Consider the following 15,169-nt stretch of genomic DNA (forward strand, 5'->3'; position numbering starts at 1 on the left):
ATGCTATGCTTTCACAAGTGGGCGCAAAGTTACCATTTATTTATCATATTCTGAACTTCTTCGTTCAAAATTTTAGCAAATTCTTCAAATTTCATAGTGCCTTTATCGCCTTCCCCTTGCTTGCGGACAGAAACTTCTCTGTTTTCTGCTTCTTTTTCACCCACAATCAGCATGTAAGGAATACGCTTCAATTCATTATCACGAATCTTACGTCCTATCTTCTCATTACGTTCATCCACAATTGCACGGATATCATATTGCTTCAGGAACTTTTTCACTTCCTGTGCATAATCATTAAATTTCTCACTGATAGGCAAAATAGCTACCTGCTCAGGTGTCAACCACAACGGGAACTTACCTGCCGTATGCTCGATAAGCACAGCAACGAAACGCTCCATTGAACCGAATGGTGCACGGTGTATCATCACCGGACGATGCTTTTGGTTATCAGCACCGGTATATTCCAGCTCAAATCGTTCCGGCAAGTTATAATCCACCTGAATGGTGCCCAACTGCCAACGGCGACCGATAGCATCTTTTACCATGAAGTCCAACTTCGGGCCATAGAAAGCCGCCTCACCATATTCAATTCTGGCAGTCAATCCTTTTTCCTCACAAGCCTCGATGATAGCCTGCTCAGCTCTTTCCCAGTTTTCATCGCTACCGATGTATTTCTCACGGTTCACTTTGTCACGCAAGGAAATCTGCGCTTCCACATTGGCAAATTCCATAGAACGGAACACAACAGAAATAATATCCATTACGCGCAGGAATTCATCTTTCACCTGGTCAGGACGGCAGAAAATATGTGCATCATCCTGTGTAAAGCTACGTACACGTGTCAATCCGTGCAATTCACCACTTTGCTCATAACGGCAAACCGTACCGAATTCAGCCAAGCGCAAAGGCAGATCCTTATATGAACGCGGGGAATTCTTATAAATCATACAGTGGTGAGGACAGTTCATCGGTTTCAGGAAGTACTCCTCTCCTTCTTCGGGTGTATGAATAGGTTGGAATGAATCCTTACCATACTTAGCATAGTGACCGGAAGTTATATACAGCAGCTTGTTACCAATCGGCGGAGTAATAACCTCCTGATAATCGTAACGTGCCTGAATACGGCGCAGGAATTCCTGCAGACGCAGACGCAATGCAGTACCTTTCGGCAACCACATAGGCAAGCCTTTACCTACCGTATCAGAGAACATGAACAAATCCATTTCCTTACCGATTTTGCGATGGTCACGTTTCTTGGCTTCTTCCAAAACAACCAAATATTCATCCAGCATCTTTTTCTTCGGGAAAGTAATACCGTAAATACGCGTCATCATCTTGCGGTCTTCATGTCCACGCCAGTAAGCACCGGCTACCGACATCAATTTGATAGCCTTAATCGGTGCAGTAGTCATCAAGTGCGGGCCACGGCACAAATCCGTAAAAGCACCTTGCGTATAAGTAGTAATGTGACCATCCTCCAATTCAGAGATCAATTCACATTTATAAGTTTCTCCACGATCACCGAATTTTGTCAATGCATCCGCTTTTGAAATACTTTCTCTCACAACAGCTTCTTTCTTTGCTACCAGTTCTGCCATTTTAGCCTCAATCACCGGAAGGTCAGATTCTTTAATAGTAGCCTCACCCGGATCCACATCATAGTAGAAACCGTTTTCAATGGCAGGACCAATACCGAACTGAATACCCGGATATAATTCCTGTAAGGCTTCAGCCAACAAGTGAGCACTGGTATGCCAGAATGCATGCTTACCTTGCTCGTCTTCCCATTTATAGAGAACAAACTCAGCATCCTCGTTGATAGGACGCCCCAAATCATAAATCTCACCGTTCACGCCACATGCCAGCACTTCCTGTGCCAGGCGAGAGCTGATACTTTCTGCAATTTGCAGTCCCGTTACTCCGTCATTATACTCGCGTACGGAGCCGTCTGGAAATGTAATCTTTATCATAATGTTGTGTATATTTCAATTTTCAGAACGCAAAAATAGCTAATTCTTTTTGATATTTTATTTTTTAGCAAAAAAATGTTATTCACGAGTATTGGTAAACCGCTTAATAATATTGTAAGCAGAAACAATACCCAATTCTCCTGCTTTACTCAGGTCTGTAATACCCTGCTTGTTATTACCCAGGAAGATATGAGTCAGACCACGATTGAAATAAGCTTCGGCAAAGTCTTTATTCAGTTCGATTGCCTTGTCATAATCTACCAATGCTCCACGGTAATCCTTCAACAGGGACAGCACATTGGCACGATTATAATATCCGTAAACAAAATCAGGTGCCAATTGGATGACATGATCCAAATCTTTTCTCACAATATCATAATCCAAGGCGGTTACTTCCGCTTGATTCTTGCTATCAACAGAAGCTCCGGGAACACCTTCGGTCAAACCGGCTTCCGCCTTCTTATATTCCAATTGCTTATAACGCACCAACGAGCGCATAAAGTAAGCCGGGAAGAATTTATCATCCAGCAAAATGGACTGCGTAAAGTCATCTATAGAACTGGCAAAGTCCTGAACCAGATAGAAATCAAGTCCGCGCAGAAAGCGTTTCTTGGCATCCTTATCATTGGATACGATATCCGAAGTATGGGTATCGATCAGAGCAAAATGGAATTTCACCTGTTCTTCCGTCAACGGAGCTTCCATATTAGTAATACGCAACGGTTTCGGGAATATTTTCTCATGATTCAACTCCTCAATATATTTATGGAAATGAACAATGCGCTTCACCTCACTCGATTTCTCATAATATGTCAATGCATACATCGGTTCCATCTTAACGGCTACGTTCCGGTCTTGAACACGACCGCGGTAGTCGCTCTTATATTTCTGGTCTTCTTCCGAGTCATCAGCAATCACGATTTTCCGGTAATTCTCCATATTCTTATCGGATTTCTTACGCGTTTTGCTCGTATCCTCATTATCCTGATTATTGTCTGCAACGTCCTTATCGCTTGTCGTAACCCCGTTACGCTTATCTATCTGCATCTTCATGATTTTGAATTCATCCTCTTCGGCGCCTTTACGATCACCGATCTTCTTACGGGCTTCGGCACGCTGATAGTACCCAGCCATAAAATTAGGATATTCGTCAATCACCTTCGAATAGTCACTGATAGCACCACGATAATCACCCGTCTGTGCACGGAGCAAACCACGGTTGAAAGTTGCCATCATATTATCCGGTTCTACCTTCAGAACAAAATCAAAGTCTTCAAGTGCCCGGTTATCGTCACCTACCTGTGCACGAAGTAAACCACGGTTATAATGCCCCAGGAAGTTATTCGGATCGATGTCCAATGCCAGGTCATAATCACTCATAGCACCTCTCAGATTATTCTGATGGAAACGCGCCAATGCACGATTGATATAATTACCGGCATTCTTCGCACTCAGATGAATGGCCTGATCCAAGTCACTTTCGGCATCTGTATACTTTCCCTGTTGCAAACGGACAATAGCACGTGCGCTCCATCCATCAGGATCATAACGGTCCATATCAATTGCCGTTTCAAAGTCATTCAGAGCCTGTATAGTATCCTTTTGCTTCAACGACACTTCGCCACGCATCAGATAAGCACGCGTGTACCTAGGAGCTATCTTCAGCAGTTTCCCCAAATCCTCTTTGGCCGCATCATAGTCCTCTTTCTGCATATGGCAAAGAGAAAGATTATGCCACAGAACAAGATTCTCCGGATCATATTTCAGAGCCGTCTGATAGTCTTCAATAGCACCGTTATAATTATTCTGCCGGATACGGGCCAACCCACGTATCTGATAGGCACCTACAACAAAAGGATTACGATCGATAGCCGCATCGCAATCCGCTTCCGCACCTTGGAAATCATCCAAATTGATTTTTGCCAAACCGCGAAAGAAGTAAGGCTCATATAAATAAGGCTTAGCGTTAATTACCTGGTTGAAATACTGGATAGAAAGCACATAGTCTTCAAAATACAACGCGTTGCGTGCGATTGTCATCACTCGCTCCGTATTGATCTGCGCACACAGCAACGTAGGAAGCAACAGGAAAGCCGTCAGTATCTTTTTTATCATCTTGTCTTATAAATGCTTGTAAACGAAACAAATTTAATGCTTTTCATTTACTTGGCGGGATTAACGGAAGACTTTTTATATTTTTTGAGCCTTTTATACCTTATTATAAGATTAGCTTATTTCACAGTCTTGACTTTATACGTGCAATGAGCTTTTCCCTTTAGCATCGCATTCAGTCTTCCCTTAATCATTTGCTTACGCAAGGGAGACAAATGATCAATAAACATCTTTCCTTCTAAATGGTCAAATTCATGTTGCATCACACGTGCCAGATAGCCCTCAACAATTTCGTCATGCTCTACCATATCCTCATCCATATACGTTACATGGATTTTATTACCACGCTTCACAGCTTCATGAATACCCGGAAGACTCAGGCATCCTTCTTCCATAGACACTTCTTCACCTGATACTTCCAGGATATGGGGGTTGATATATGCTTTCCGGAAACCTTTATATTCAGGATAATCTTCTGATAATACATCCAGATCAACGACTACAACACGAACAGGCAATCCTACTTGCGGTGCTGCAAGCCCTACACCTTCGGCATTATCCATCGTTTCGAACATATTCGCAATTAACTCTTTCAAATTTGGATAGTCGGGAGCAATATCTTCCGCCACTTTTCTCAATACGGGCTGACCGTATACATAAATGGGTAAAATCATTCTTTCTCTAAGTTACAAATTACTAAATCAATATATATAAGTATATATACCTTATTATAATATAAAACGTTTATTTTCCAAATAGCTTTGCAGAATAATAGTTGCACTGATTTCGTCCACCAAAGCCTTATTCTGGCGATCTTTCTTCTTCAGCCCGGCCTCCCGCATAGTGCGATGTGCCAAAACGGATGTAAAGCGCTCGTCAACATACTCAACAGGCATTTCCGGTAACTTTTTCTTCAACAAACGGACAAAAGGTTCTATACGTTTCATGTTTTCCGAAGCCTCATTATTCATCTGTTTAGGCAAGCCTACAAGAATACGTTCCACCGATTCTTTTCCTACATAATCAAGGATGAATGCCAGCAGTTCATGCGTAGGCACAGTGGTCAGTCCGTTAGCAATCATTTGTAATGTATCGCTGACAGCTATTCCCGTACGCTTTTTACCGTAATCAATAGCTAATATTCTACTCATAATGGGCTACAAAATTACGATTAAAATTTGAAATCTACCGTTAATCTTATATATAGTAATGCTTAAAAAAACAACTTGGCACATAAATGATTATTTTTCTCCCATTTTATTATCAGCAATTACTATTTTTTTCTCCTATTGGGAAAAAAATTCTCCTACTGGAAAAACAAAACACCTATTTATACTATTATTTTTAAATGATTACACAATACAGAAAAAGGGATGTTTGACAACATCAAACATCCCTTTCACGTTTTTTATACACTGATCATTTCAAATGAATATTAACTGTCAATCCACCACTGAAATATTGCATTTTCTGCATTTCCACTTGAAAGTGCAGGTACTTAAACAAACAATAAGTGGCGCCAAAAGCAAAATCTTTTGAGTCGTATTCCACAATCAGTCGTAATTGAGGATGAAAAGAGGGATTGTAGGTAATGCCCGCTGCCATTCCGTTTAACTTATACTCCTTACGCTTGTTGTAAAGATAAGAAAGATGCACTCCTATTTCTTCCCTTCCCAAGGGAATATGTTTTGTCGCTGCAACATAAAAACGACTGTAATAACCGTTTCCTTCCGTGGAAGCCATTTGACTGTTTGTGGAAGTAAAGGGGTCGGAAGTACCAAACACCACTGCAGGCATATATTTCCAGAACTGCCCTTCCTTCAACGCTCTCAATCGAAGCGAGAAATACCTGTCCTGATTGGTAAACCCAGAATATCCGTAAGGAGCCAAGCCCAATGCTTCCGCCTTGAAAAGCGTACAGGTGTAGGCCACCTCCATCCAGGGGAATATCGTAACATTCAGAAAATAATTGTACGTATGATAATACCAAGTGGGAGGAGTTAATTCTTTGTTCAAAAAATTACCGCCAATCATAAGCGTCTTGTCACGCTGCATTTCAGCAGAAGGTGCATGCAACAATCCTGTCGTGCCATACGTAAGTTGAGCAGAAACAGGAAAAGACAAACAACAAAGCAGAGCAACAAAGCACAACTTAAATTTCACCATTGCAGATAAATTCAATCAGAGATTAAAAAGAAGGCGTCTGGAAAATCAGGCGCCTTCTTTAGTATTTCTGTTTTTAACAGAGTATATTATTCAAGAATCACTACGCGGTTCAGATAGTTCTTGCTGAACATATTTTCAGTACCACCAAATCCTACGAATTCAAGTTGATCTTTGTCTACACCTTCAGCAATCAAGGCATCGTAAACAACCTGAGCACGTTTTTCTGAAAGTTTCTGGTTGTATGCTGCGCTACCTGTAGCCTTATCACAGTAACCTGCAACCTTGTATTTCTTATCCGGATTAGCCTTCAGAATCTTAGCAGCCAACTGAATATTGACCTTACCATAATCATCCAAACGAGCACTACCGATTTTAAAGAAGATAGCACGAGGACCAGCTGTCTGGATTTCCTTGATAACTTCCTTAACTTCCGGTTTCATGTTAGCCAATGAGTTCTTGCAGTTTGCCAAATCAGCCTGAGCTTGAGCCAATTCACTTCTGTAGCGGTTGATTTCAGCATTGATGGCATCTTCGTCAATATCAGAAACTTTCGCAAATTTCTTACCACCAAATGTATAAGTCAAACCTACATTTACGCGGGCAGTGGCCTCAGCCTTACGACAGTCGCTTGCATCGCCAAAGATAGAGGGAGTCACCCCAAAACGACCTTCTACATTCAAAGCCAGCTTCTGATTCAAGTTGAAGCCCAAGCCCAAACCTGCAGTAGCACCGAAACGAGCCTTGACATCATCGTTTGCAGCCAGTTGATAAGCATCGCCTACCATACCGCCTGTAAATTCTGTGCCTTTAGAAGAAAGGTTCATTGTAGGACCCGCAAACAGATAGAAATCGACTACACGATTGGGGTTGTAACCACCAAACAGAGTTGTCAGGTTCAGCATAGCATCCAAGTTGATTTCACCAAACTTTTTACAATATTTGTGATACTCACTATTTGTGCCTTTATCGAAGTAGGAATTGTCTTGATTGTCAAGACTCTGCCACAAACCGCTCACTTCACCACGTACCCCCCAAGTCGGAGTAATGTATTTACCAATCTGGAGATTGAAGTTCATGGTCGGAGTATTCAAGCCGCCATTCAGAACAGACATGCCTCCAATACCAACACCCACAAAGATGTTGTCTGAAGCCTTCTTCGTATAATAATTTTTCTTTTCTTGCGCATTAGCCAATACACAAGAACCAGCCAATAAGATGGACAAGGTTAAGAATTTAGCTTTCATTTTTATATATTTTTTATTGTTCTTATTTAAACGTACCTACAACACTCTATTAATCGGGCAAAACAATACCACCACCGGCATTTTCACTTGCACCATGTCCATGACCATGCTGGTAAGCGTGTGAATGGCTAGGATGAGCCATTTCTTCATACTGTGCAGCAGTACCATTCAAAGCATCAGCTTTGATTATGCCTAAGATCTCTCCGCTGTTCTTATAAGAAATTGTATAAGTAGTGGTAACCGGGTAAACCTCAAACCAAGCACGATAAATGCTCCATGCAGAAATCTTCATTTCAAGCACAGAATCTTTTGTATAGTTGTACTTCAAACTTTCAATGAAATCTGTAACATCAACATCTTTCACTTCGCCTTCTTTTGCAGCTGTCTGCTGGTTATACAGTTTATAGCTTACCTTAGTAATCAAAATATAATCGTTTGCATTTTCCCACCAAGACTTACCTGCATGATTGTGAGTAGGATTAAGCAATTCGCTTACGCGAGCAGGGCCTTCTTCTCTCACACCTTTAATCACAACTTGGTCTGGTTCTTCCGGTGTAGCAGTCTTCACAGCTACCAGCGTAGCATTGTATGTAGCCACACCACCAGCTTTCACAGCATTAACATGAACCGTAACAGACTGGATAGCCTCATAACCGGCAGGAGCAGTAGCACTAATCACCACATCCTGAGCAGCGATACTACCATCAGCACCGGCTTTCAATGTAACTGCCATTCCACTTACCTCTCCTTTATCTGCACTAATAGTTACACCAGACACAGCTGCTCCACTTGGAAATTCTACTACATTCACATTAATGGTAGCTTTTGCTGGTTCTGTTGTAAATGTCGCATTCAAATCTTCCTTTTCACACGACGTAAAAAGAAGAGAGCCTACTAAAGCGACTACGGCAAAAGCAAACATGCTACCAATGCCGTTTAAGAATTTAATCTTTTTCATCTCAATAATAAATTAAAAATTTAACAATTCTGACTTAATAAAATATGGGTTAAAACTATTTTTCTCCATTATGTTGTCACTGGCTTCCGCTTTATATTCCTTATAATAATACCGTTCATTACCAGCATTATAAACAAGTCCCATATTAGCAGAAGTGTTTATCCTTGGCCATTTTTTGTAACGTTTATACTTGTAAGGCGGCAATGCCACTTGAAACCGGAACCCCCCGTTAGCCTTCGCCCATTTCGCTTTCATTGCATAAAAGCCAATGGAGCAATATCGGAAATGACGAATCATTTCAAACTTAACTCCCCGGTCCTCTTTCAAGTATTGCTCAACCTTCAAGTTGAACGATGTGTTATACTGTGGCCAATAAAAACTTCCACCTATCGTCCAGGTCAATCCCATTTTCGGATCATAATGAAACCGAAAGCCGTCCCAATAGCCAATAGCTGTACATCCCATCCGCGCCATGACAGAAAACCTTTCATCTGCAAAGGGACGAAAGAATTCAGCATCCACGCCATACCGGTCGGCATTAAAATAGCCCACTGTCACTTTACCAAACACATTGTATGGCAAGCGAAAACGTTGGGATATCGTCAAATGCCCCGGATGAATCTTATCCTCATAACTTCCATACCCATCATTATAAACAGGTATCTTTAACTGCCCTGTCAGCTTCATCCCTTTCCACAACGACACTTCCACTGCCGGACTAAGATCAAACAACACCTGGTAAATCTGCGTAAGAAGCAAGTTCCTGAGAGCTAACTGAGGATACACCAACACATCCACCTTAAACAAAGAGCTATTTTTCACCTTTATTTTCCGTGCCTCCCGCCACGCTTCACCCAATTCATAGGTAACTTTCCAATCATTGCGTTCGACTTGAGTCACAGTATCCCCCTTTACAGGATGATAATAAAGAGAAATTTGAGGTATATTATTATCTAAAACGATTATCCGACATTTTTTTTGTTCCGGCAATCCTATCTTTTGAATAACATCCACCGCTTTGCTTATACCGACACCCTGCAAACGATATGCAGAATTCTGCAAAACATAAACACGTTCGTTGTCATCTTCCGTCCACCCCACATTTTCAAATCCCATTTCTACTAAAACATTTACAGTACTTTCCCCCGTTTGACAAAATCCCCTTAAAGGAATCAAACAGAATAAAAAGAGCGCCGCACATTGTGCTATTGTTTTAGTAGTTAGACACTTCCTTATGTTAGAGTTTTTACACCTCATCATTTTCAACCTTTTTTGCATCTACGCGATACAAAATATGCTGCAAAAATAGACACATTTTTAATAATATCAAAGTTTTTTTTTAGAAAATATAAAATAATACAGCTTTTCCTCTAAAAGTCCTTAGAGAAGCTCGGGATTGTTTATACAGAATACATAAAAGGCATTGACAAAAGGCCAGATATTGTTCACTTTTATTACATCATACGGTATTAATATACCAGCTTTACATTATCAACCCAAAGTGAATTACCAGGAGAACCAATATAAGCACCTCCATGACTGGAAGTAAATTGCAGTAATAGATGAGTAGGAACATCTTCTTCCGTTCCCCATGCCACTTCTTTAACGGGAACACTCTCTCCCTTACTGTTGATGGCATAACGCTCTTCTACTTGCAAACGCATCATATGAGGTTTATAGGCAGGATCACCTGTTATATCTCCGTACATGATTGAATAAGTAACATTGTTACGCCAGTCATCAGTTGTATTATAATAACGTACCACCATTGTACCTATGCGCTTCGCAAAAATATTTCCATCCTTGTCTTCCCAACGTTTCTGCAGGAATAAATTCACTTCCGGAAAGTCTTTACCGTCTACATCCGTAATACGGCTGAAACCTGTAGCGCGGATACGCTTCTCTCTATCAGACATCTTAACTTTATAGTCAAACTGAACAGCGATCGGTTTCTTCGTGAAAGGAATACCGGAATTCAACATCTTCTGCGGATTCTTCGTTCCCTTAATCGGCTCATGTACTTCACCCAAAAACATAGAACCTGCAGCCAGCACCGTAATATCTACGATTCCTAATACCTTTACACTCTCCATACGGGTATCCATACGTGCGCAGTAACCTTCATCACGTTTTTCGGGAAACACAGAGGTATTTGTTTTAGTAATACCAGCCACACGTGCCATCACATTGGAAGTCGCCCACGGTGATCCACCCATATTCTTATAAGCCTTATTCTCACGAATAGTTGCAGTCGGCCCGATAGCATACACATTCTTCAATGCGCCACCGATAATACCCGACTCTTTAATCTGGCGGTCTACCCACTGGTCCATATTGCCGAATGGAATCATCTCCACAGTATGCTGTTGTTGTTGCTGCTGTGCAGATGCCATCCCGCAATATAAAAAAGCGGATAGCATACCATACATACGAATTTTCTTCTGCATCATCTCATTAGCCTTTCAATTAAAGTTCATAGTTCCACTGATCCAGTGCAAAATTCCAGTTATCCTGTACTAATTGCACAGTACGATCATCATATTTATATTTATTCTTCTTATATCCTTTCTTTCCACCTACATACTTCTCGATGTCACCGCGTGCCTCTGCAAATCCGGGAATAGACAAATCATGATAAATCTTTTCGGTCATTCCCATAGCATCAGCCTCAAAATCTTCGAATTTAACTTCAATCAGATTCCCGGCAGGGATGCACGATTTATCCGCCTCATATTTATGGTATAACTTAGCATAAATAGAAAGGATATTATTTTCCAGTTCCTCGTTACTGATGTCTTGCAACTTTAACGGCTGAATCGTATTCGTGAAGAAACTACGGGTACTCTCAAATACCGTATAAGGATTACGCATCAGATAAACAAACTTCGCATTGGGGAACATCTTAACAAGTTCCTTCACACGCCCCGTATGCGGCGGGTTCTTACTCAAGAACTGCGTTCCATGTGTATTCCACAATGATATCTTAATCAACTTGACAAATACCTCTTCAAACACTTTCAGTTCTTTCTCCGTGATATCATTAAACAACAGATATTTATCTGCATATTCCTGCTGATATTTAGGAAGGAACCAGAAATTATAATAAGTATAAGGCATCATATTTGCCAGTGCAAACTCTTCCTCCTGCGGCAGGTCTACAGCAAGTTCCATATTATCCGTAGGACGCTTATCGGGCATCAACCAACTCATATTCTTCTTAAAGAAAGGCTGCCCCCACATCATCAAATGCGGAAATACGGTCTGATAAGTAGTATTATAACCAAAATGTTTATCACATGAAAAGACATTATGCACAAAGGTTGTTCCACTACGCCAATGGCCAAGGATGAATACCGGATCATGTTCCAAAGGTTGAGATGCCAGTCGCTTCTCATAACGTCCATTCTGTAAAGGAGCCAGAGTAGAAAGCAAGCGGCATACGGCTTTAGTCAAGCGGTACTTGCCTTTGTATGCTGCATCTATCTCACGTCCTTTCGTAATAGCATTAAATGTCTTCCAATCGGCTCCAACCAATGTATTTATAGGAAGTTTATTAAATTCGAGTAAACCCATATCATTTACAATTTTACAATTTACGATACAAATGGTAAATTATTTAATGATTTTCACTTCAATACCCTGACGCTCCAAGTCTTTCACTGCTTTCTCTATGATTTCATAGTGTTCGGGGGCAATGCCAAGCTTCGGTAAATTCAAGACAGGAAGATCTTCCGAAATATGCATGTCTTTATCCTCTACCCTATCGATAATCATACCGACAGCACTGGTATTGTTAGTTATCGGATCAATCAGAATGAAGGCTCCTGTTGCTTTATTCTTTTGATAAGGGTCAAAGAATAATTCTTTTGCCGTAGTCAGCACAACACGCGCTATCTGATTCAACTGCATGGGCAAGCTATCAGTAGTTAATTGTCCATTCTCGACCGACAGTTGTTCCATCGTATTGACATCTACCTTATACTTGATATTACTGATACGTGAACGGCTCAGATTAGTGGTTTGTTTAATAAAAAATGATTTATTAAGATCCATCGGTTCTTCATCCATCCATACCAACATAGCCTCGAAATTACGATCGACAACCGGCAAGTTATCAGGATGTACCAGCATTTCTCCTCTTGATACGTCTATCTCATCTTCCAGCGTCAAAGTCACAGACTGAGGCGGAAAAGCATAATCCAGTTCACCATCATAAGTAACAATGCTCTTAATACGTGATTTCTTACCGGAAGGCAATGCAACTACTTCATCACCTTTACGCACAATTCCTGAAGCTACTTTACCACAGAAGCCACGAAAATCGAGGTTAGGCCGCAACACATATTGTACCGGGAAGCGGAAATCTGCCAGATTATGATCATTATCAATATGGACTGTTTCAAGAAAATCGAGCAAGGATATACCGGCATACCACGGAGTACGCTCAGACTTAACGACTACATTATCACCATCCAAGGCTGATAGCGGAATACAAGTTACATCCGGAATGTTCAACGGAGCAATAAATTCCTTATATTCCTTAACTATTTCATTGAAGCGGTCCTCTGAAAAATCTACCAGGTCCATCTTGTTGACAGCAAGCACCACATGCTTGATACCTAACAAAGAAACCAGGAAAGAGTGACGACGTGTTTGTGTTATCACCCCTGTACGGGCATCTACCAAAATAATAGCCAGATTAGCCGTGGAACCACCCGTAATCATATTACGTGTATATTGTTCATGTCCCGGAGTATCGGCAATGATAAATTTACGGTTGTTGGTAGAGAAATAACGATAAGCCACATCAATCGTAATACCCTGTTCGCGTTCTGCTTTCAGGCCATCCAGCAACAGCGCATAGTCAATATGATCGCCGGCATTTCCCATTCGTTTGCTATCGCGTTCCAATGCATCCAACTGGTCCTCGTACAATTTCTTACTATCAAACAACAAACGTCCGATCAGCGTTGATTTTCCATCATCTACCGAACCGGCAGTCAGAAAACGGAGCAAGTCTTTCTGTTCATCTTTATCCAGAAACTCCTTGATATTTAGTTTAGAGTTATTCTCCATCACTTCTATTTTTTTAATTATCACCTTTATCTTCGTAAACCTAAGCATTAAAGTTTTAAAGGTCAGGTTTAAGATTCCAATCCTCAGGTTTTAATTTTTAATTCTTAATTTTTAATTCCTAAAAGTATCCCTCGCGTTTTTTCTGCTCCATGCTGGCCTCCTGATCGAAGTCGATTACACGGGTAGTACGTTCGCTCTTGGTAGTGGTCATCATCTCTTCTACAATCGTTTCAATTGTATCGGCATTGCTTTCCACTGCACCTGTCAGCGGCCAACAGCCTAACGTACGGAAACGGACCATTTTCATTTCTATCTGATCCCGATACTTTTCAGGCAAACGATCATCATCCGCCATAATCAGATTACCATCAATCGTAACACAAGGACGTTCCTTCGCATAATACAACGGAACAATAGGAATATTTTCCAAACGGATATATTGCCAGATGTCCAGCTCAGTCCAATTGCTCAAAGGGAACACACGAATACTTTCTCCCTTATGTACCCGGGCGTTATAAATATCCCACAATTCAGGACGTTGATTTTTTGGGTCCCACTGGTGGAACTTATCACGGAAAGAGAAGATACGTTCCTTTGCACGTGACTTCTCTTCATCACGGCGTGCACCGCCAAAAGCTGCATCAAACTTATACTTATCCAAAGCACTCAGCAGAGCTTTTGTCTTCATCAGGTCCGTATGTACCTTACTGCCATGCGTAAATGGTCCCACTCCTGCATGGAAAGCTTCCATATTGCTCTCTACAATCAGATTCCACCCATACTTCTTAGCATATTCATCACGGAACTGAATCATTTCTTTAAATTTCCATTTTGAATCGATATGCATCAACGGAAAAGGGACTTTGCCAGGATAAAAGGCCTTTTCAGCAAGGCGAACCATCACCGAAGAGTCTTTTCCGATACTATAAAGCATCACTGGGTTTTCAAATTCCGCAGCCACTTCACGGATAATATGAATAGACTCTGCTTCGAGCTCTTTCAGATGGCTTAATTTATATTCTTCCATTTTTATATAATCACTTTTTAATCTGTATCTTTGATAAAACAAGGTCAAGCAACTTGTTGACTGACTCTTCCAGACTGAGCACTGAAGTGTCTAAAGTCAAAGCCGGGTGGGCAGGAGCCTCAAACGGAGCAGAAATACCGGTAAAATTCTGAATCTCTCCCCGGCGTGCCTTGGCGTACAAGCCTTTCACGTCCCTGCGCTCACACTCGGCCAGAGGAGTACTAACGTAGACTTCAAGAAAATTTTCCTGACCAATGATATTGGCAGCCATTTCGCGAATGTCATTGTTAGGACTTATAAATGCAGCAATAGTAATAATACCTGTATCAATAAAAAGTTTAGAGACTTCCGCTATACGACGGATATTTTCCACACGGTCGGCTTCGGTAAAGCCCAAATTATTATTAATGCCGCTACGGATATTGTCCCCGTCCAGAATACGGCACAGCAATCCGCGTTTGTGCAATTCACGTTCCAAAGCAATAGCTATTGTACTCTTACCGGAACCGCTCAATCCGGTAAACCATATCATCATACTATGTTGTCCAAGGAGCTCTTCTTTATCTTGTCTCGACAACATCCGATCAAAAATCGGATATATATTATTATCTGCCAT

13 protein-coding genes are annotated in these 15,169 nt (G+C 41.2%); all 13 read right to left on the bottom strand.

Going from position 1 to position 15,169, the window contains the following annotated elements; all coding sequences use genetic code 11:
• Nucleotides 1–29: 29 nt before the first annotated feature.
• The 13 genes from thrS to cysC all read right to left on the bottom strand — a co-directional run bounded on the left by thrS (nt 30) and on the right by cysC (nt 15,169).
• Nucleotides 30–1,970 carry a threonine--tRNA ligase gene (gene thrS, locus BWI44_RS20795; protein WP_195209152.1) on the bottom strand — a complete coding sequence of 647 codons (1,941 nt, stop codon included), beginning with the start codon at nt 1,968–1,970 and terminating at the stop codon, nt 30–32.
• Nucleotides 1,971–2,048: 78 nt separating this feature from the next.
• Nucleotides 2,049–4,085 (bottom strand): tetratricopeptide repeat protein, encoded by a 2,037-nt coding sequence (locus tag BWI44_RS20800; RefSeq protein ID WP_022393810.1) that lies wholly within the window; start codon nt 4,083–4,085, stop codon nt 2,049–2,051.
• 116 nt (nt 4,086–4,201) lie between these two features.
• A complete protein-coding gene (def, locus tag BWI44_RS20805; RefSeq protein ID WP_022393811.1) occupies nt 4,202–4,756 on the bottom strand; it encodes a peptide deformylase in 555 nt (184 codons plus the stop codon).
• A gap of 54 nt (nt 4,757–4,810) precedes the next feature.
• On the bottom strand, nt 4,811–5,233 hold the full coding sequence (gene ruvX / locus BWI44_RS20810) for a Holliday junction resolvase RuvX (protein ID WP_195209151.1): 423 nt from the start codon (nt 5,231–5,233) through the stop codon (nt 4,811–4,813).
• Between the two features lie 268 nt (nt 5,234–5,501).
• Complete coding sequence (locus BWI44_RS20815) at nt 5,502–6,248, bottom strand: YjbH domain-containing protein (RefSeq protein ID WP_115501732.1); 747 nt, start codon at nt 6,246–6,248, stop codon at nt 5,502–5,504.
• 86 nt (nt 6,249–6,334) lie between these two features.
• Entirely contained in the window at nt 6,335–7,492 is a 1,158-nt protein-coding gene (locus tag BWI44_RS20820) for an OmpA family protein (RefSeq protein ID WP_007663755.1), read from the bottom strand.
• Nucleotides 7,493–7,541: 49 nt separating this feature from the next.
• On the bottom strand, nt 7,542–8,450 hold the full coding sequence (locus BWI44_RS20825) for a peptidase associated/transthyretin-like domain-containing protein (RefSeq protein WP_007663757.1): 909 nt from the start codon (nt 8,448–8,450) through the stop codon (nt 7,542–7,544).
• A gap of 12 nt (nt 8,451–8,462) precedes the next feature.
• On the bottom strand, nt 8,463–9,707 hold the full coding sequence (locus tag BWI44_RS20830; RefSeq protein WP_115501909.1) for a YjbH domain-containing protein: 1,245 nt from the start codon (nt 9,705–9,707) through the stop codon (nt 8,463–8,465).
• 212 nt (nt 9,708–9,919) lie between these two features.
• Nucleotides 9,920–10,900, bottom strand: coding sequence for a PCMD domain-containing protein (locus tag BWI44_RS20835; protein ID WP_007663779.1), 981 nt, complete (start codon nt 10,898–10,900; stop codon nt 9,920–9,922).
• Between the two features lie 16 nt (nt 10,901–10,916).
• Nucleotides 10,917–12,023, bottom strand: coding sequence for a cholesterol-responsive sulfotransferase (locus BWI44_RS20840; protein WP_007663795.1), 1,107 nt, complete (start codon nt 12,021–12,023; stop codon nt 10,917–10,919).
• A 39-nt stretch (nt 12,024–12,062) separates the two neighbouring features.
• Entirely contained in the window at nt 12,063–13,526 is a 1,464-nt protein-coding gene (gene cysN, locus BWI44_RS20845; protein WP_044533224.1) for a sulfate adenylyltransferase subunit CysN, read from the bottom strand.
• 118 nt (nt 13,527–13,644) lie between these two features.
• Nucleotides 13,645–14,553 carry a sulfate adenylyltransferase subunit CysD gene (gene cysD, locus BWI44_RS20850; protein WP_007663801.1) on the bottom strand — a complete coding sequence of 303 codons (909 nt, stop codon included), beginning with the start codon at nt 14,551–14,553 and terminating at the stop codon, nt 13,645–13,647.
• Between the two features lie 10 nt (nt 14,554–14,563).
• A complete protein-coding gene (gene cysC / locus BWI44_RS20855) occupies nt 14,564–15,169 on the bottom strand; it encodes an adenylyl-sulfate kinase (protein ID WP_195209150.1) in 606 nt (201 codons plus the stop codon).

The organism is Bacteroides sp. Phil13 (assembly GCF_001940965.1).
Classification (GTDB): domain Bacteria; phylum Bacteroidota; class Bacteroidia; order Bacteroidales; family Bacteroidaceae; genus Bacteroides; species Bacteroides intestinalis.

Coding starts and splice junctions, on each gene's coding strand:
- thrS (WP_195209152.1), bottom strand. CDS start 1,970: ATGATAAAGATTACATTTCCAGACGGCTCCGTACGCGAGTATAATGAC.
- BWI44_RS20800 (WP_022393810.1), bottom strand. CDS start 4,085: ATGATAAAAAAGATACTGACGGCTTTCCTGTTGCTTCCTACGTTGCTG.
- def (WP_022393811.1), bottom strand. CDS start 4,756: ATGATTTTACCCATTTATGTATACGGTCAGCCCGTATTGAGAAAAGTG.
- ruvX (WP_195209151.1), bottom strand. CDS start 5,233: ATGAGTAGAATATTAGCTATTGATTACGGTAAAAAGCGTACGGGAATA.
- BWI44_RS20815 (WP_115501732.1), bottom strand. CDS start 6,248: ATGGTGAAATTTAAGTTGTGCTTTGTTGCTCTGCTTTGTTGTTTGTCT.
- BWI44_RS20820 (WP_007663755.1), bottom strand. CDS start 7,492: ATGAAAGCTAAATTCTTAACCTTGTCCATCTTATTGGCTGGTTCTTGT.
- BWI44_RS20825 (WP_007663757.1), bottom strand. CDS start 8,450: ATGAAAAAGATTAAATTCTTAAACGGCATTGGTAGCATGTTTGCTTTT.
- BWI44_RS20830 (WP_115501909.1), bottom strand. CDS start 9,707: ATGAGGTGTAAAAACTCTAACATAAGGAAGTGTCTAACTACTAAAACA.
- BWI44_RS20835 (WP_007663779.1), bottom strand. CDS start 10,900: ATGATGCAGAAGAAAATTCGTATGTATGGTATGCTATCCGCTTTTTTA.
- BWI44_RS20840 (WP_007663795.1), bottom strand. CDS start 12,023: ATGGGTTTACTCGAATTTAATAAACTTCCTATAAATACATTGGTTGGA.
- cysN (WP_044533224.1), bottom strand. CDS start 13,526: ATGGAGAATAACTCTAAACTAAATATCAAGGAGTTTCTGGATAAAGAT.
- cysD (WP_007663801.1), bottom strand. CDS start 14,553: ATGGAAGAATATAAATTAAGCCATCTGAAAGAGCTCGAAGCAGAGTCT.
- cysC (WP_195209150.1), bottom strand. CDS start 15,169: ATGGCAGATAATAATATATATCCGATTTTTGATCGGATGTTGTCGAGA.